The 18,295-nt window shown below is 53.7% G+C and carries 11 protein-coding genes; 8 read left to right on the forward strand and 3 right to left on the reverse strand.

Going from position 1 to position 18,295, the window contains the following annotated elements:
• Positions 1-394 precede the first annotated feature (394 nt).
• The 8 genes from DWX58_RS10455 to larC all read left to right on the forward strand — a co-directional run bounded on the left by DWX58_RS10455 (position 395) and on the right by larC (position 13,355).
• Entirely contained in the window at positions 395-5,821 is a 5,427-nt protein-coding gene (locus DWX58_RS10455) for an S-layer homology domain-containing protein (protein WP_158579257.1), read from the forward strand.
• 950 nt (positions 5,822-6,771) lie between these two features.
• Complete coding sequence (locus DWX58_RS10460) at positions 6,772-7,959, forward strand: ABC transporter substrate-binding protein (protein ID WP_158579258.1); 1,188 nt, start codon at positions 6,772-6,774, stop codon at positions 7,957-7,959.
• Positions 7,960-7,972: 13 nt separating this feature from the next.
• Positions 7,973-8,746 carry a class I SAM-dependent methyltransferase gene (locus DWX58_RS10465; protein ID WP_158579259.1) on the forward strand — a complete coding sequence of 258 codons (774 nt, stop codon included), beginning with the start codon at positions 7,973-7,975 and terminating at the stop codon, positions 8,744-8,746.
• The gene (locus tag DWX58_RS10470) at positions 8,743-9,744 is read left to right on the forward strand and encodes an iron ABC transporter permease (RefSeq protein ID WP_158579260.1); all 1,002 of its coding nucleotides are present in this window, start codon (positions 8,743-8,745) and stop codon (positions 9,742-9,744) included. Before DWX58_RS10465 ends, DWX58_RS10470 begins: the two co-directional genes overlap by 4 nt.
• Before the next feature lie 2 nt (positions 9,745-9,746).
• On the forward strand, positions 9,747-10,514 hold the full coding sequence (locus DWX58_RS10475) for an ABC transporter ATP-binding protein (RefSeq protein ID WP_199648767.1): 768 nt from the start codon (positions 9,747-9,749) through the stop codon (positions 10,512-10,514).
• A 117-nt stretch (positions 10,515-10,631) separates the two neighbouring features.
• Positions 10,632-11,378, forward strand: coding sequence for an ATP-dependent sacrificial sulfur transferase LarE (gene larE, locus DWX58_RS10480; protein WP_118643621.1), 747 nt, complete (start codon positions 10,632-10,634; stop codon positions 11,376-11,378).
• Positions 11,375-12,136, forward strand: a complete 762-nt coding sequence (larB, locus tag DWX58_RS10485) for a nickel pincer cofactor biosynthesis protein LarB (RefSeq protein ID WP_118643623.1) — start codon at positions 11,375-11,377, stop codon at positions 12,134-12,136. Before larE ends, larB begins: the two co-directional genes overlap by 4 nt.
• A 4-nt stretch (positions 12,137-12,140) precedes the next feature.
• Positions 12,141-13,355 carry a nickel pincer cofactor biosynthesis protein LarC gene (gene larC / locus DWX58_RS10490; RefSeq protein ID WP_118643625.1) on the forward strand — a complete coding sequence of 405 codons (1,215 nt, stop codon included), beginning with the start codon at positions 12,141-12,143 and terminating at the stop codon, positions 13,353-13,355.
• Positions 13,356-13,894: 539 nt separating this feature from the next.
• Here larC and DWX58_RS10495 read toward each other — a convergent pair.
• The 3 genes from DWX58_RS10495 to DWX58_RS10505 form a co-directional block, all read right to left on the reverse strand.
• Positions 13,895-14,614 (reverse strand): putative ABC transporter permease, encoded by a 720-nt coding sequence (locus DWX58_RS10495; protein WP_118643627.1) that lies wholly within the window; start codon positions 14,612-14,614, stop codon positions 13,895-13,897.
• Between the two features lie 176 nt (positions 14,615-14,790).
• Positions 14,791-15,345 carry a DUF308 domain-containing protein gene (locus tag DWX58_RS10500; protein ID WP_158579261.1) on the reverse strand — a complete coding sequence of 185 codons (555 nt, stop codon included), beginning with the start codon at positions 15,343-15,345 and terminating at the stop codon, positions 14,791-14,793.
• 149 nt (positions 15,346-15,494) lie between these two features.
• Positions 15,495-18,086, reverse strand: coding sequence for an S-layer homology domain-containing protein (locus DWX58_RS10505; RefSeq protein WP_158579262.1), 2,592 nt, complete (start codon positions 18,084-18,086; stop codon positions 15,495-15,497).
• Positions 18,087-18,295: the final 209 nt, after the last annotated feature.

An 18,295-nucleotide genomic window follows, 5' to 3' on the forward strand; every position in this document is an offset into this window, starting at 1 on the left:
AATCATAGGGTTTGAAGGACATAACTCATACACTTATGCCAAATAAAGGATGGCTCATCTTATAAGCATTACATGGTTTGGTTGAATATATTCAACAATTGCTTGCAATCAACCTCGACTTGCAACTCGCGGCAGAGCAGAAATCCTAAATAATTTGCAGTATTGTCTTATTTTGAAGACAATAAAAATGCACTAAAATGTAGCGTAGAGGCAAGAAAACTTTAGTCTATTCTGCTGACTCGGAGGGAGAATGCATATGATGAAAAAGTTTTTATCTATTGCTGTGCTATTCGCACTTTTATGTGGATTACTGCCAGCCACAGCTTGGGCCAGCTACCCTGTGCCAGATTATGGACCAGGGGACGCGCTGGAGAAATTTGAAAGAGGTACTCCTATGTCTGTGGCCCACCGAGCGGCGTGGCGCATGGGGCCGGAGAACTCGCTCATTGCCATTGAGGCTGGTATTGATATGGGAATCGATGTGGTGGAGCTGGACGTAAAGTTAACCAGCGACAAGGAGGTCGTGTTGTCCCATGACAAAACCATTGATCGCTGCGTCATGGGCAGCGGAACTGTTTCCAGCTTCACCTGGGAGCAACTGAAAGAAATGCCTGTTAAACCCGGACAGGGGGGCAGCAGTGCGTATACTCTGAGCCAAAGCGACGCAGAGCTTTTAAACGCCCTGCCTTCCTATGCCCAGCATTCCGGTCAGGCCGTGGAAGGTGGGACAATCCCTCTGGCGCGGCTGGATGACGCCATTGACCTGATCGATAAGCGGTGCATGATTAACCTGGATCACTGCTTCAGTCAGGATTTGTTTGTGGCGTGCTATCAGGAGTTCCGGGAGAAGGATTTTCTGGACTATGTGTTCTTTAAAAACTCGGTTAGTGCTGACACTATGAACCAGTGGTATGCTGCTGCGGCGGAGAGCTGGAACAGCGCTCACCCGGAGGATACCATCACCGCGGAAAAGGTTCAGCAGAGTATTAAGTACGTTTATATCATTGGAGATGCCAGTTATGATGCTCCACAGTCCCATCTGGAGAACGGGGATAACCTTGTAATGGTGGAGATCGTGATCCAAGACGACAGCGAGGACCGCCAGGTCCAGAATGTGGTGGAGCCATGGTGCAAAGAAAATGGTGTGGCCATGTTCGTCAACACCATGTGGAGCGGTCTGTGCAGCACGAAGCCGGACACAGAGACAACCTGGGCAGAGATGCTGGATCGGGGTTATGCGGCTATCCAGACCGATCGGCCCAGCGAGCTGTCCTGCTACTTACACGAGATCAACTCTGCCCGTCGGGCAGAGGATGTGGTGCAGGCAGAGCACTTCCATAATTTCCCCTACGACAGCTACGGATTTTCTGTCCCGGTGGCCTGCGACGATTCTCTCAACAAAACAGTACAGGGAATGCACAGCGGGGACTGGATGAGCTATGAAAACATTCAGTTTGACGGCAGCGAGGATCTGATTAACCTGAAGGCGGCCGGTCTGGCGGAGGACGTGTCCGTGCACTTTTACGTGGACGCCCTGGATGCCGACCACCTGATCGCCACAGCGGAGATGGACAAAACCGGGGGAGTCTATCAAACCATTACCGCCTCCATGACCAGGGAGGTACCTGCCGGGGCCCACACCCTGTATGTTGAGGCCTCTGGTATGCCCGGAAACAGTTTGGTTTCCCTGGACTGCTTCCAGTTTGTATCCCTGGAAGATATGACAGGCGATGCAGTAATTCAGCCGGTTCAGGTGGTCACCGAGCCAGGGGTTCTGCCTCAGCTTCCTGCTACTGTTGACGTCCGCTTTGATAGTGGTGTGTTCGGTCTGCCAGTGGATTGGGAAAACATTTCCACCGACAGCTACCAGGCAGAGGGCGAATTTACCGTGCTGGGCTATGTGGATGCGCTGGAGCGCTACATTGAGGCCACCGTTACCGTGCGCACTCTGGTGGGCGAAATCCCTCAGGAGGGGCTGGCCCTTTGGCTGGACGCTGCAAAGGGCGTTACCACCGATGAGAGCGGCAACGTCACCCAGTGGGCGTCCCAGGCTGGTGAAATCACAGCAACCTTGAAGACAGGTAATCCCTCGCTGAGACCGGTAGGACAGGGAAAGGGCATCTATTTTGACGGATCAACCGCCTTTGACCTATCCATGGATGGGGAAAATACCTTCTGGAATAACAAGGAAGAATTCACTGTGCTGCTCTATACTTCTGCAGAACTGGATACTCGGGGAGCCGAGAGCGGAACATATAGCCAGTACAACAGCGTTTTGTATTTTGGTGAGACTGCCGATTGGGGCAGCGCATATTTTACCCCCAGCCAGAACGAGGTGATTTTCCGTTTTGGCAGCGGAACCAGTCAGGACTACGGCACCACCTATGAGCGGGACCAGAATATTGGTTCTATTTTCACCGGCACTGCTATCCGCAAGGATGGTCTGAATAATTCCATTTTTGTGGATGAGGAGCTGATATACGACGGAAGAGCTGCTTCTTCGGAGACAAAGAATATCTCCTCCTCCGGCTGGATCGGGCTTGGAAAAAACAACAACTATTTTAAGGGCACCGTGTGTGAGGTCCTGATCTACGACAGGGCTCTGAGCGATCAGGAGATTGCCGCGGCTCAGCGGAGCCTGGCAGAGAAGTACGCCCAGGAGATCACGGAGGTAGAGCCTGTTTCGGTTACCTGTACCGAAGGAGTGGCGCCTGTCCTGCCTGATATGGTACATGTTACCTTTGACAGCGGCCTGGAGATGGACCTTCAGGTAGCTTGGGACACGCCCGACCCCCGCTCTTACCTGCAGGCGGGGTCCTTCCAAGTAACAGGCAAGCTGGGGAACGGATACCAAGTGACGGCCCAAGTCACGGTCACCGCTTCCGACTCCTCCAGTTTCGAGGACCTGCAGGACCAGCTCCTGCTCCGCTTCTCTGCCCAAAGCGGTATCACAAAAGACGAAGACAACAAGGTCTCCCAGTGGGACGGCACTGTCAGCGGGCAAACCGCCGTTTCTGCCGCCCAGAGCAATTCTGCTGCCCAGCCCACGGCCATTGTGGATGGGGAGGGCCAGATCACAGGGGTCCATTTTGACGGAAACGATATTCTGCCCTTCTCCTTGGAACGAGACACTTTCAATGGGAAGAAGGAACTCACCGCTGTAATATACAGCAAGCCGGAGCAAGCAGCGCCTTCCGGAATTAAAAATAACCACAACAATTCGGTGCTGTACTTTGAGGAGTATGGCGCAGGCTGGAGCGGAATGTATGTGGGCACGTTCACTAACGGTGCCACAGGTCGGTTCGGCACAGGCTCAGCCAATTACCGTGGCATTCTCTATGATGATGGCGCATACTCCGGCTACACCACCACCGTTCTGCAAAAGAAGGGGGCCCAGACGGACCTTTTGTATCTCAACGGAGAGTTGATCTCCCAGGGGATCCAGACTGATTCCGGCTCCGCCGGGGAGACGACCCAATACATCAACGGGGCAGCAGGACAGCTGGGATGCGGCAAGAAAAATACTTACTGGTCCGGCACCGTTCGGGAGATCATGGTCTTCGACGGCGCCCTGACAGCAGAAGAGCTTTCTGTGGTCAGCGACTATCTGGAATCCACCTATGAACAGGCGGAAGTACCGGAGGACGGCCTTCTCTTTTGGATGGATGCCTCCTCTGGCGTGACAGCAGACAGTGAGGGAAACGTCCAAAGTTGGGCGTCCAAAACCGGTAGCCTGACTGCCCAGGTCAAAACCAGCGGCAGCGGAATCACCAGCTTTCCGGCGTACCAGGCAGAGGGGATCAACGGAAAAGGGACCATCCAGTTTGACGGCGGCAGTGCCCTCTCGCTGGAACTGGCTGAAAATGCGCTGAACGGCCTTACCGGGGCCACCATCATTGCCTATGCCGATCCCCAGATCCCGCTGGGTTCCGGAGATGGCCATGACGCAGCGTGGTGGGCCCAGCGCAACACACTCTTCTCCGTAGATGAGTCCGGCAGCTGGGGCAGCGTATACTTAGGAGTCTATACTGACGCAGTCTCCGGCCGGCTGGGGACCGGTACAGACAATGACGCAGGCGTCTGTTCCCGCCGAACGGAACCAATTACCGGATATACCACCACAGTCCTCCGCTGGGACGGCAATTCCAAAACCTATCAGGTGGAGGCGGACGGCACGCCCCTGGCCGGCGGAGCATCCAAGGCCAGCCAGACGGGCAACAATAAGAACATTGTATATCTGGGCGCCGGAAAAGGCGGAACTATGTGGACGGGCTCTGTCAGTGAGATCCTGTTCTACAACCGTGTCCTCAGCGATGAGGAGGTGGCAGGCGTCTACCGGTATCTGGAAGACAAATATGTCCCCGCGGGTCCCCTTCCTGTGGCGGTGACCGGGGTATATCTGAAGGAAGCGAACACTCAGCTCAATCTGTATGTGGGCGATGAGAGTCAGCTGACCGCTTGCACCATTCCGGCTAACGCAGATGAGACGGGGCTCAGCTGGCAAAGCAGCAACCCCGGAGTGGTGTCCGTTGACCAAAACGGAACCGTGACGGCGCATCAAGTGGGGTCTGCGGTAATCACAGTTACTACCACGGAAGGTGGATACTCCAAGAGCTGTTCGGTCCGCGTCAATTCCACCGCCGGGCAGGACCTGTTTGCGGACATTCAGAACATGATTCGGTGGGCAGAGACCCAGAACGGCGACTCTTTGGAACATTGGGACGAAATGGAAGCTGCCATAGAGGCGGCTCGGGCCCTGACCGAGAGCAGTTCCCAGCAGGACCTCCAGACAGCCTATGACGCGCTGCGCCAGGCAAAAATGAATCTGACATTGAAGCAGCTGACCGTTTCTTTTGACACGAGGTGCAGCATTGAAGTAGAACCGGCCACTGTCCCCTACGGGCAGACCATCACTCAGGTGGATATCCACCGCCCCGGTTATACTCTGGAGGGCTGGTATCTCAATGACGTGCTCTTTGACTTTACCACACCGATCACTCAGGACATCACTCTGACGGCAAAATGGACGTCCACTTCTACCAGCGGCGGAGGTGGCAGCACAAGCTACGCCATCACCCTGCCCTCTAAAATGGAAAACGGCAGTCTGTCCGTCACCCCCACCCGGGCCACCAAGGGCCGCACTGTGACCATTACCGTGAGACCTGACGAAGGATATGAGCTGGACAAGCTGATCGCCACCGACAAGAACGGCAGCAGTATAAAGTTGACATCGAAAGGAAACAACCAGTACTCCTTTGTTATGCCTGGCAGCAAGGTTACTATTGAGGTGAGCTTTGTAAAAATCAAGGAAAGTTCTGTCCTGGATCGTTTCACTGATATAACTTCCGACGCTTGGTATGCCAGTGCTGTCGAGTTTGTGGTTGAGAAGGGACTCATGGCGGGTACCTCGGGCAATACCTTTGAGCCGGATGCTGTCATGAACCGTGCTATGATTTGGACCGTTTTGGCTGCCTATAATGGCGCAAACACGAGCGGTGGAAATCCTTGGTATGCGCCCAGCCAACAGTGGGCGGTTCTCAACGGTATTTCCGATGGTACTTCCCCTAACGCTCCCATCACCCGTGAGCAGTTGGCGGTTATGCTGTGGCGTGCTGCGGGCAGTCCCAGCACAAGCAAGAGCTTGAGTAACTATGCCGACGCAGACAATATCAGTAACTGGGCAATGGAAGCACTGGCCTGGGCCGTGGACAATGGCATTATTTTTGGCACTGGGGATAACAGCCTGGCACCTAAAGCCTCGGCTACCCGCGCTCAAGCATCTGTGATGCTTATGCATTTTGTAAATTGCATGGAGGGCTGACGCAGTTGAGCTGAGTATTTGCTTGCAATACGGGATGGCTATGCCTTATGGGACTGCTGCAATCCGACGGGGCGCAAAATACAATTACTTACATTTGAAGTTGATTAGGGCGATTACTGATCAAGACTCAATCCAAATCATATTTGAAACCATTCATTAGGGTACATTCTACAGCAAGACATTCAGGCTCGCTATTCCGAGCAGAATATTCTCCGGAGGTAATTTCTCCGGAGAATATTCTTTTTTAGCCCACTTTTTCTGAACTCGAAGGGGCTCCAGCCCGTCAAAGCAGACCTTTTCATTCCCACGGAAGCCGATCTGTGCCGAAGAGAGGCGGAATCGTTCGGGGTTCTGGGAGGGCGGTTTCTTCCTCAGCGCAGATGTTCTTCTTAGTATGAAGCGTGCGGCATGTATTCTGCGTCCCGGCAGTTGCATGGAACTTGGACCATTTCCAGCATCACTTATGGGGCAGCATGGAAGTCCTGAAATTCTTGATACGGATCACTCCATGTTCAGTAAAGACATGGAAATAAAGAATACAAGAAGATAATGTTATTCTCGTTTCCTCTTTATTATGGGGCTGGAAACCATTCAACAAAATTGATAATGTCGAACAGTTTCGCTTATTAGTGGTAGGCGAGATTATAGAGTGTACACAGATTAATCTCTGTGTACTTTGGCAGCTTAATCTTGACAAAAAAAGTTTTCCTATGTATCATGGATAAAAATGATTTGCTTGAAGCAAATTGGGAAGGCTGAAGTCTTCTGTTTCCTGGGCGTATCAATAATTTGCTGAACTGTATGCTAAGAGGCATATGACTTCTCAGAAGAGAAGCCGTATGCCTTTTTATTTTCGGCAAAACAAAGAGAGAAAAGGCAACTCTACAGAAAAAACGGGAGTTTCCATGAAATCTGGACTTTGAGATTCAAGTGAAATGGAGGAGACGAGAATGTATAAAACAGCAAAAAAATGCGTGGCCATTTTCTTGGCGCTTTGTATGGTGAGCTCTGTTCTTGCAGGATGCGGCATGTCTGACGCAAACGCATCGTCCAGCCAGAATGATGCTTCAGAACAGGGGGGGACGGCTGCGACAAAAGTTGTGACTGATATGCGCGGTAAAGATGTGACGATCCCCGCGGATCCCCAGAGAGTAGCCATTTTTGACAAGGGATTCCTTGTGCAGTCTATGAGGGCTCTTGGCGTGCTGGATAAGATCTGTGCCACGGGAGGTCTGATTACAGAGGTCGGTGATCCGGAGCAGCGGGACAGCATGTATCTGTTTCCTGAAATCATGGAACTTCCCATTCTGGGCTATCCCACAGATGCTGTGGACTTTGAAACCCTGGCTGTGGCAGCCCCGGATCTGGTGATTCTCCGAAACAGTGAGTATATTAAGGACAGCGAGATCACGGCGGATGCCATCAATAAAATTGAGAATGATTTGGGACTGCCCCTGGTGGTGATCAACGGGCCGGGCTGCTACGAGGAAGCCAAGTTGGAGTATCAGTATGAAGGTATTTCCCTTCTGGGAGAAGTATTTGGCAAGCAGGAGCGCGCGGCGGAAGTGATCGCTTACATGAAGGATCAGGTCGCCATGGTGCAGGAGAGAACGGCGGATATTGCGGATGCCGATAAGCCTTCTGTTATGTATATTGGTCTTCGTAACGATGATGGCGTTGGCGTAGTGTGGGGAGAGAATTTTGGCGATGCCAAATTCAGCACAGAGTATGCCAATATTAAAAATGTGTATGGAGAATCTGCCCGAACTACCATGTCTGCAGAGCAGATTATTACGCTGAATCCGGATGTGATCATCCTGTGCACCAATTCTGTGCGCCCCGACCCGGATATTTTGACGACGGATCCGACCTATGAAAGCCTGAAAAACGTAAGCGCGGTAAAGAATGACCGGGTTACGTCCATAGGCCTGCTGACATGGTGGGGAGATTTTCGCCTGGAGTTCCCCACGATTCTGTTAATCGCGGCAAAGTCTGCATATCCGGAACGTTTTGAGGACATCAACGTAGCGGAGTGGCTGAATGAATATCATAAGACCCTGTATGGGCTGGATGATGCGCAGGCCCAGAAAATCAAAGAAATCCAGCAGCTTGACTGGATGGATTCCCAGGGATTTTAAGAAAGTAGGTTTTATGAGAAATCAGTACGATAACATAGAGAAAGCGGCAGCCTATGACCGTTCCGTGCGAATTTGGGAAGACGGAAAGGAACGGGTGGCAGGTATGGCGCTGTCTTCTGAGATGAAGGTGCTTGACATTGGGTGTGGGCCGGGGATTCTGGCCCTGCCCATGGCAAAGCGGGTGCAGGAGGTAACGGTCGTTGAGCCTTCGGCGGCTATGCGTGATTTGCTAAGAAAGCACATGAAGGAAGAGGGCGTGAATAACATCCGGATTCTTCCCTCTCTTTGGGAAGAGGTACCGGAGGAGGAACTGGAAGAATATGACCTGGTTATTGCATCCTACTCCTTGAATATGCCGGATTTCCTGGAGGCGGCATTGAAGATGGACCGCCATTCCAGAGGGGAGGTCTGGCTGTACTGGTTTGCCGGAGAGACCTCTTGGGAGCGGGATAAGCGGATTCTCAGCGCGCGGCTGGGAGATCCCACGCCGGTAAGCGGTCACCGCAAAATCGATGTGTTTTACAACATCCTCTACAATGCGGGGATTTACTGTGATATTAACATGCTGCACGGAACTTCCTTTGACCGGGAATACGAAACGTTTGAAGAGGCTGTTGAAGATCACAGAAAGCGTCATGGACTTGCCGAGGACGCTCTGCCTGTCCTGACGGCTTATCTGATGGAGCGGCTGGAATCCCGGGATGGAACATGGTATTACCGCGATTTGACCCATTATGTTCGGATGAGCTGGCGTGCGGGACAGCGTTTACAGGAGAGGAACGGATGAAGCGGAAGTACATTCTGTTGGGCGTAGTATCGGTGATTTTTCTATGTACCATAATCCTGGCCATTCAGTTCGGCAGCTACCCCGTACGTACAGGAGAGCTCTTTGCTGTGATTGATGCCCATATCAACGGGCTGGTGTATCCGGACGGCAACGCAGATACCATCGTGTGGGGAATCCGGCTGCCTCGCGTGCTGACGGCAGCTATGATTGGCATTGCCCTAAGCGTTTCCGGCGCTTTGTTTCAGGGGATTTTCCGCAATCCCCTGGTAGAGCCGTATATACTGGGTGTCTCCTCCGGGTCAGCCTTTGGTGCGGCGCTGTGTATCGTGTATTTCCCCATGGCCTCCAAAAGTCTGGCAGCATTCCTGTTTGCGGTTGTTTCCATGTTTCTGGCTTACGCTTTGGCATACACAAAGGAAAGCGTGCCGGTGGTGCGCTTGATCTTGTCTGGCATGATTGTGTCGGCTGTCTTTACGGCACTGCTGAATTTTCTGAAGGTGGCGGCCTCAGATTCGAAGCTCAGAGAGATCACATTCTGGACCATGGGCGGATTTTATACCTCTGAATGGACAGGCGCGGTACGGATGACCGTGATCGCAGGGATCGGACTGTTTATTGCCTGTGTGTCAGGCTGGAAACTGAACGTGTTGGCCATGGGAGATCAGGAAGCCAAGACGATGGGACTCAATGTGGGGCGGATGAAATTTCTGCTGATTCTTGTGGCCACGTTCCTGACGGCATCCTCCGTGGCAGAGGCAGGGATTATCTCCTGGGTGGGGCTGATGGTACCCCATGCGGCACGTATGCTGATTGGGCCGGATCACCGCTATATGATCCCGTTTTCTGCGTTGCTGGGTGGTACATTTTTAGTGATCTGCGACACGTTGGCCCGGACTTTGATTATGGGAGAATTGCCTGTCAGCATCATTACGTCAATTTTGGGGGCACCCTATTTGATTTTCCTGCTGCGGCATAACAGAAAGGTATATTTCGAATGAATATGGAATTTCAAATCAAGCAGGTGACGTTCTGTTATGATAAGGAGCCGATTTTAAAAGGGGTTACCGGAGGGTTCCGGGGCGCGGGACTGTACGGGATTTTTGGACCCAACGGTTCGGGGAAAACCACGCTTTTAAAGTGCTGCGCGGGAATCCTTTCCCCCCTGGAGGGAAGGATCGAATTTGCGGGAAACTCCCTGCACCGGATGAGTTACCGGGAGAGGGGGCGTCTCGTTTCCTATGTGCCCCAGGAGCACAGCTTGTCCTTCCCCTTTACGGTGGAAGAGATGGTGCTGATGGGCCGGACGCCTCATCTAGGAGGCCTGAACAGGCCCCGCCGGAACGATGAGGAGATTGCACGCGGCGCAATGGCTGAGATCGGCATTGCGGAGCTGGCGGAAAAACCGTACACGCAGCTTTCCGGGGGGCAAAGACAACTGGTATTGCTGGCCCGGGCTATGGCCCAGGATACGCCTGTGATCATTCTGGATGAGCCTACGTCGGCCCTGGATTTTCGGAACCAGTTATTGGTGTATGAGACCCTTCGTAAACTGGCGGAAAAAGGAAAAATGATTATTGCGTGTACCCATGATCCCAATCATGTGAAATGGTTTTGCGATGAGGTCTTGGTGCTGAAAGCGGGGACGGTTGTGCGTCAGGGAGCTGTGAATGTTACGTTGACGGAAAGCTGTCTGTGGGAACTTTACGGAGGGATTTGCAGGCTGCAGGACGGAATGATCGTGCCGCAATTAGAGCGCGAACCGGGATGAGCTGTGGAAGAGGCTGGTTTTGCCCTTTGAAATCTTGGATGACAATTACCAGCTGCTTATGTATAATGTTGGTAATATGCCAGGAAGAAAGATTTTCTCGGGGAAGGGAATTTTTATATGACGCTCGGTGAATTTTTCCAAATGTATCCCAAAGTAGCCCTTGCGTTTTCCGGCGGAGTCGACTCGGCATATTTGCTCTATGCGGCGGTCAGCTGTGGCGCTCAGGTTCGGGCTTATTATGTCAAGTCCGCCTTTCAGCCGCAGTTTGAACTGGAAGATGCGCAGAGACTTGCAAAGGAATTGAATGCGGATATGCGGGTTTTGCAGGTAGATGTACTCGCCAATCAGCACGTGGCCTCAAATCCCGCGGATCGATGTTATTACTGCAAAAGAGGAATTTTCACGGCAATTTTAAACGCGGCAGCGGAGGACGGTTTTTCGGTGCTGATAGATGGAACCAATGCTTCTGACGATGCGGGAGATCGCCCTGGTATGCGTGCCTTGCGGGAAATGTCTGTCCGTTCGCCTCTTCGGGAATGTGGTTTAACAAAGGCTGAGGTGCGACGGCTCTCCAAGGAAGCGGGGCTTTTCACCTGGGACAAGCCGGCCTATGCCTGCCTTGCCACACGGGTTCCCGCCGGTGTGGAAATTACGGAAGAGATGCTGCAAAAAACGGAAGCGGCGGAGGACTTTCTGTTTTCCCAGGGATTTTCCGATTTTCGGGTGAGAATGATGGGAAATGCTGCACGGCTGCAATTACCGGAAGCCCAGCTGCCGCTTCTGCTGGAAAAGAGGCAGACCGTCGTTTCGGAATTGAAAAAGAGCTACGGCGCGGTGCTGTTGGATCTGGAGGTGCGGGGATGAATAATGAGATAAAGCGTATATTGGAATCCGTACGAAGCGGGGAACTGTCCGTGGACGATGCGCTGCTGAAGATCAAAGCGGAGCCCTTTGAGGACATTGGTTTTGCGAAGGTAGATCTGCACCGCAAGATCCGTCAGGGAGCGGCGGAGGTCATCTATGGCGCAGGCAAAACGCCGGAGCAGATCAGCGGAATTCTGGATGTGTTGAAGAAAAACGGGCAGGATACCATCCTCATTACCCGTATGTCTCCCGAGGCTGCCGCTGCTGTGGGACAGAAACATGAATTGGACTATCATGCAGATGCCAGGGTGGGTATTCTCGGTCAGATGCCGGCGCCTACCGGGATTGGGCGGATCGTGATCACAACCGGCGGAACCAGTGATATTCCGGTGGCGGAGGAAGCGGCGCTGACTGCACAGATTTTGGGCAATGAGGTGGTGCGGCTGTACGATGTGGGTGTTGCGGGGCTTCACCGCACTCTGGCGCACCTGGATGATATTATGAGCGCCAGTGTCATCGTGGCCATAGCCGGTATGGAAGGAGCGCTCGCCAGCGTGATCGGCGGTCTTGCAGACTGTCCGGTGATTGCCGTGCCAACCAGTGTTGGGTACGGTGCCTCATTCAACGGCCTGTCTGCGCTGCTGTCTATGCTGAATTCCTGCGCCAGTGGTGTTTCTGTTGTGAATATCGATAATGGCTTCGGAGCGGGCTATTTGGCCAGCATGATTAACCACATGGATGTAAAGAAGGAGAGCTGACACATTGAAGACGCTGTATTTGGATTGCGGCATGGGAGCTGCCGGTGATATGCTGGCGGCAGCTCTGCTGGAGCTGATTCCGGATCGCGATGGCTTTATTGGCCGGATGAATTCATTCGGCCTGCCCGGTGTAACGGTTACGCAGGAGGTGTCCGTCAAGTGCGGGATCACCGGCACTCATTTTTCCGTGAAGGTTTCTGGGGAAGAAGAGGGAAGCCACGATTATCATAACTGTGGCAATCATGATCCCGAACATGGTCATGGATACCATCCGCACAGAGGTATGGATGAGATTGCTCATATCGTGTGTGAGTGTCTTCCCGTTCCCCAGAAGGTCAAGAAAGACGTCATGGCTGTTTATAAATTAATTGCGGAAGCGGAGAGCCATGCGCACGGTGTGCCGGTCAGTGATATCCATTTTCATGAAGTCGGGACCATGGATGCCATCGCGGACATTACAGTGGTTTGCCTGCTGATGAATGAGATTGCCCCCGATGAAGTGGTCGTTTCCCCGGTCCATGTAGGAAGTGGTAAGGTGCGGTGTGCCCATGGCGTGCTGCCGGTGCCGGCTCCTGCAACCGCCTATATCCTAAAAGATGTCCCCATTTACGGGGGACAGATTCAGGGTGAACTGTGTACGCCTACAGGGGCTGCTTTGCTGAAATATTTTGCCACGAAATTTGGAGCTATGCCGGTGATGAGAACCCAGGCCATTGGCTACGGCATGGGAAAGAAGGACTTTGAGACGGCCAACTGTGTTCGCGCCATGCTGGGCGAGGGGGAAGGGAAAACAGATGCCGTTCTTGAGCTGTCCTGCAACGTGGACGACATGACAGCAGAGCAGATTGGCTTTGCTATGGAGCGGTTGTTTGACGGTGGTGCGCTGGATGTCTATACGATTCCCATCGGCATGAAAAAATCCCGCCCAGGCACCTTAATTCGGGTCATGTGCCGTGAACGGGATAAAGAAAGACTGGTCCCCTTGATTTTTAAGTACACAACGACCATTGGCGTGCGGGAAACAAAAATGCAGCGTTATATTCTGGATCGTGATGTGACAACGCTGGAAACGCCCTATGGAACCATTCGCCGCAAAGACTCCTCTGGGTATGGGGTGCGGCGTTCCAAATACGAATACGAAGATCTTGCACGCATTGCCAGAGAACATGGTATCCGCATGGAGGATGTTGTTGCTGGGATAGAGGATCAATCGTCATAATCTGTGAGGTTTATTCGCACTGTAAACATCCTGTTCATGGCCCCGTCTGTTACTTTTTTACTTCTATCATGAAAAGAAAAGCTTGGGAACAGGCGGTTCAAGTTGCCCAGTCAGATACAAGAGGCTATTGCCCGGCGAGGGAAATATTTTTTCCTTATGTTTACCAGGAAAGAAAACTTTTGCCGCCAAAGAAATACCGCAAAGTGATAATTGGATTTCTTGAAATACCACTGGTGCGAACCTGTTTTACATGAGAAAACGTAGGGGCAACTTCAAGAACTGTATTGTCAACCGGATTAAGCCCTGGAGCCATTTTGGTTCCAGGGCTTTTTTGTGCTTTTCTGTCTTTGCGGTTTCTCGTGAGTGGGAGACACTTTGGTTACCGCAACGCAATCAAAGTATGAAAAATTTGTTTTTCGCAAGAAGCGGAACAATGAATAGTAAAAAAGAACGGGTATCGCTCCGGCGAATCCCACGTTCTTTTATGGGAAGTTATATGGATGAATTAGCATCGCTGCAGTGTGTGGAGCGGGAGGCTGTTATGGAGCGGCGGTGGGCAGTGTCATATTCTGATAACGCTTCTGCATGGTCCCATCGTCGTACCAGGTGTCCAGCATAAGCTCCAGATGACTGCTCGGTGCCTCCCCCTGGCTGCGCTCATCCATACGCAAAAACGCGGCGGCAGAAAGAGCGATATCAAACGTAAGCAGTACAGCCAGTCCAGCCGCAGCTGCTTGTCCGCTCCTGACGGAGATTTTGTCCATCTGCCGCAGCAGATAGGGGGCCAGGAGGTAGATCCACACCACACCGGCCAGCCCCCAAAAGGCTGCATACAAAAGGTTGGTGCGGCCGTCCAGGTGAAAGGCCATGTGGGAATAGTTCCAGAAGCGCCGGTGATAGGTCAGCTCGAGAAACAGACTGGCCAGATACTCAAAGCTGCCGCCCAGAATGGCACCGGCGGAAAAAACGGCCCACGGGCCGTACCGCCGCAGGGGGAAAAGAGTCACCGTCATCAGCAACGCGCCCAGGCCCCAGACGACGCTTACGGCGCCGTAGAGCAGGCTGCTGCGGCTCATCAGAACGCCGGTACCCAGCCAGACAATCCACATTTCAAACAGGCACCCGATAAAGGAGCTGCCCAGAAAGAGAAAAAACCACTTGTGCCAGCTGAGACGGGGGACCTGGAAGGGCGGGGCGGCAGCGGCTGCGGAGAGGAGGACGACGGCTGCAAGGGCGGTCAGAATCATAAACGTAATCATATGGTTACCTGCTTTCTGGTCTTGGTGCAATCGTCAAGACACGGAGCTGTTATCATCATGGGACCATGTGGACAAGAATTCTTCGGTTGTCCAGGCAACCAAGAGAGAGTTTCGCTGCAAAAAAGCCAGGGCGCTGGGGGCGTCCTGGTTTTTTGTAAGGTGACAGTGAATTTAGGTTAAGGAGTTTCAGGATTGGAGGAGGATTTGCGGGCCATCAGGGCTGTGACCAGATCGCTGACACCGTCTGCCACAAGGGTGGCGCCAAAGATCATGATGACCAGGCGGGCGGCGGGGAAGGGGTTTACCACCAACAGAATGCCCAGGACTGTGGGAATCAGGGAGGAGAGGATCAGGGGGATGAGAATGGGGGGCTTGGTGTGGAACGCGGTGAGAACCAGGGGGAGCTTTCCCACTCCATCCACCAGAAGGAGGGCGCCCAGCACCAGGGGGAGGAAGGAGAGAATTGCCTGGGGCCAGGAGAGGGCAAAGATGGAAAACGCCAGGGGAAGGACGGCCAGGAAGAGATCCCCTCCGGAGCCCTGTCCGGTTTTGCGCCCCTGGATATACCGCCAGAGGTGGCTGATGGCGTAAGCCGCCGCGCCGGCGGCCAGGGCCCATACGAAGACGGAACCGCTAATGCTGGGGAAGAGGAGCAGGGGGAGCCCCAGGAGCATATAGAGCAGCGCGATCCAGACAGAGGCTGTCCGGGACCAGAAGAATTGCAGTGTCATAGTAGTTTCCTCCTTGAATTCAATATAAAGTGGGGGCGAAATGGGAGGGGGGACGGGACAGCCAGTTGGCTTGGGATTTCCCATGAACCTATCATAGTTCATTGGGAGAAAATAGTAGGTTGTCCACACAACGGGATGAGAGTTTTTCTTCAAAGAAGAGATTCCCAGATCTCCGACTGGTTGGTCTGGTGATAGCTGTGGGAATTGGCTGCTTCGCAGATGTCATAATAGGCCCAGTGGGAGGACGGTACGTCCAGAAAAGTCAGCAGCCCGGAATGGTGGGAGATGAAGTCCTGGTCGGCCTGGCGGCCCAGCATGCGGTTTACAATGACCGCTGCCTGACCTCTGGTAAGCAGGGCGTTGGGACCAAAGGTTCCGTCGGGATAACCGGCAATCCAGCCATACTCCGCGGCGTTCATGGCAGCCTCATAAAACCAGTGTTCGGGGGATACATCGGAGAAGGAGTGGGTGGAGCTGGGGGCAGGGGCTGCAAACCCCATGGCTATGGCCACAAATTCCGCCCGGGTAATGGGCTGGTCCGGAAGGTATTGGTTCCCACCCACACCAGAGACCTTTCCAAGAGAGGCAAGAGTGTTGACGGCAGTGGCGTACCAGGCGTCGCCGGGCACGTCAGAAAAGTGAACCGTGATGGGGACATCCGGGTTTTTCAGGAGCGAATAGAAGATCTGTGCCGCCTGTGCCCGGGTCAAGGAGTCGTCCGGGCCAAAGAGATTCCCGGGATAACCGGAAACATAGGCGTTGTGGCTCTGGGTGTCCAGGTAGTCGGATACACCGGTTTCTTCCGGGGAAAAGGAGGTGTCCAGGGGGACAAATTCAGCGGATATGGTGTGATGTCTGGACACGGGTGTAAATTGGTAGTCAAGGGGAGCCCCCACGGACTTGCCGTCCACCAGGACGGCGCTCAGACGGTAGCCTTCGTCGGCCTGCATGGTAAACCGCGGCGTCGCCCCCTGATTGACCCATATGGTTCCGCTGGGGGTGATGCTGCCGCCTTGTGAGGCCTGTGCGGAGATGCGGAAGGTAGAGACGGAGCCTGTACCGCCGCCGCTTCCGCCGGAGCCGGTGCCGCTGTTTTCCGAAAACGTCCGGACCACGGTTCCCGTATAGTTTCCCTGGAAACGAATGGTGACGTGGACGGTCCCGTTCTGTTCTTTCAGCTGGGTGACATAATCGATGCCCTTTTGCAGCACCCAGTCTCCGTGTTTGATTACCAGGCTTTCCACCTCTGCCCGGCTGGAAATCTGGGGGATGGGCAGCTGTGTGCCGTCATAGGGTGCAACATGGATCTGTACGGGGATATGCTGCACCACCTGATAGTCAATGAAATCCTCCGGCAAATAAAAGGCGAGGTGGGTCTGTTCCCCGGCATTTCCCACCCGAAGGCTCCCGTTTTCCCAGAAAAATCGGGACTCCAGAGCTACGTCGGCCAGATAGTCTCCGTAGGTAGCGGATTTCATGGCTGGGGCCAGATAGTCCGGAACGGCAGGATTGATTCGGAAGGAGGCTATGGCTTCCAGACCCGGATACTGGGGCGTTTCTTCCACCAGAGCCCGGACGTACCATGTGCCTGCGCGGGCAGGCTGCTGGGGCTGAAACGGTCCCTGGGGAGAAGAACTATAGCTGAATGCCGCGGTTCCAAAGGCCGGCTGTGCCACAGGCTGGGCGGCCGGCTGTCCATAGGTCCAGTCTGCCAGGCTCAGAGGTACGATCCAGCTGTTTTCCCCTGTGACGGACACAGAGGCATCCAGAACGGCGATCCCATCCGTATAGCGGTACGTGACCAGCTGGTTGGGTCCATCCAGATGAACGCGGTCTTCCTCCAGAGTACCGCCGCTCAGTTCACTGACCTGTTGGACCTCCATCCAGGGCACGAGCTCTTTGAGGCGGAAGCCGTTTTCGCCCTCGGGCAGCGGGTACGAAGCGGGACGCTGCCCGGCCAGATTACAGTATGTTACGCTGTCTTCCGGCAGCTGGATCGCCAACAGGCAGTTGCTCCCGGCGTAAAGGGTCTCCAGCTTGGTGTTGCTGCTAAGGTCCAGGGCGGTAAGCTGATTGTCGGTACAGTTCAGATAGGTGAGATTGGGCTGATGGGACAAATCTAAGGTCTCGATACGAGTATGGTTCCACAGCAAGGTGTCCAGCGCCTCGTTGTGAGACAGGTCCGCCTGTGAGAGGTCTCCACCCAGAACATGGAGGGTGTGGAGATTGGGATTCCCACTCAAATCCAGCTCCGAAAGGGGGCTGCCGCCCCAGACCAGATACATGAGGTTGGGAACATCGTGCAGATCCAGCTGGGAGAGATTGGAGTGAAAGCAGGAAAACTGTTCCAGTGCGGGCGCACCGCTCAGCGTCAGGACTTCCAGCCTGGGATTTTCATTGCAGGTCAGGGAGGTCAGCGCGGGCAGACTGGGCAGCTCCAGACGAACCAGATCGTTCTCGCTGCAATTGAGCTTTTCCAGCCCGTCGAACCACTCCAGACCGCTCAGGTCCTGAATGCCCCGCTTCCGAAGGTCCATGCTGGTGACCGCTTCCCGCTCGTCCGGGGAAAGCGCCCCGTCGCCATCTGTGTCCAACCCTTTTACATAGAGCAAAAAGGCCGGATCGGGAAAAGATGTGGAATCAATTGGAACAGAGACGGACGCTGCGCTGCCGGTCATGACCATTCCCGCGGTAATGCTCAGCACCATAAGCAGGGCAAGCCCCTTTTTCCTTAGCTTCATAATAAGTTCCTCCTGAATCATTCAGCCGTTTATTGAGCCATCCGATGGATGAGCTGACTTCATTATGGGGCTTCGGAGGAGAAAAAGCGGTTGTCCAGCTAACACAGTGGCGTTCCGGGAGCGCAAAGGCAGCCGTCGGCGGGAACGATTGACAAGGGGAACAATTTTCGCTATGGTTATTTCAGAGAAACAGCTATGGGAAAGGGGAG

The organism is Pseudoflavonifractor sp. AF19-9AC (assembly GCF_003478995.1).
Taxonomy (GTDB): Bacteria; Bacillota; Clostridia; order Oscillospirales; family Oscillospiraceae; genus Lawsonibacter.

What these genes read in the sequence shown, in the direction of transcription:
- DWX58_RS10455 (WP_158579257.1), top strand. Translation starts at nt 395, where the DNA reads ATGTCTGTGGCCCACCGAGCGGCGTGGCGCATGGGGCCGGAGAACTCG.
- DWX58_RS10460 (WP_158579258.1), top strand. Translation starts at nt 6,772, where the DNA reads ATGTATAAAACAGCAAAAAAATGCGTGGCCATTTTCTTGGCGCTTTGT.
- DWX58_RS10465 (WP_158579259.1), top strand. Translation starts at nt 7,973, where the DNA reads ATGAGAAATCAGTACGATAACATAGAGAAAGCGGCAGCCTATGACCGT.
- DWX58_RS10470 (WP_158579260.1), top strand. Translation starts at nt 8,743, where the DNA reads ATGAAGCGGAAGTACATTCTGTTGGGCGTAGTATCGGTGATTTTTCTA.
- DWX58_RS10475 (WP_199648767.1), top strand. Translation starts at nt 9,747, where the DNA reads ATGGAATTTCAAATCAAGCAGGTGACGTTCTGTTATGATAAGGAGCCG.
- larE (WP_118643621.1), top strand. Translation starts at nt 10,632, where the DNA reads ATGACGCTCGGTGAATTTTTCCAAATGTATCCCAAAGTAGCCCTTGCG.
- larB (WP_118643623.1), top strand. Translation starts at nt 11,375, where the DNA reads ATGAATAATGAGATAAAGCGTATATTGGAATCCGTACGAAGCGGGGAA.
- DWX58_RS10495 (WP_118643627.1), bottom strand. Translation starts at nt 14,614, where the DNA reads ATGATTACGTTTATGATTCTGACCGCCCTTGCAGCCGTCGTCCTCCTC.
- DWX58_RS10500 (WP_158579261.1), bottom strand. Translation starts at nt 15,345, where the DNA reads ATGACACTGCAATTCTTCTGGTCCCGGACAGCCTCTGTCTGGATCGCG.
- DWX58_RS10505 (WP_158579262.1), bottom strand. Translation starts at nt 18,086, where the DNA reads ATGAAGCTAAGGAAAAAGGGGCTTGCCCTGCTTATGGTGCTGAGCATT.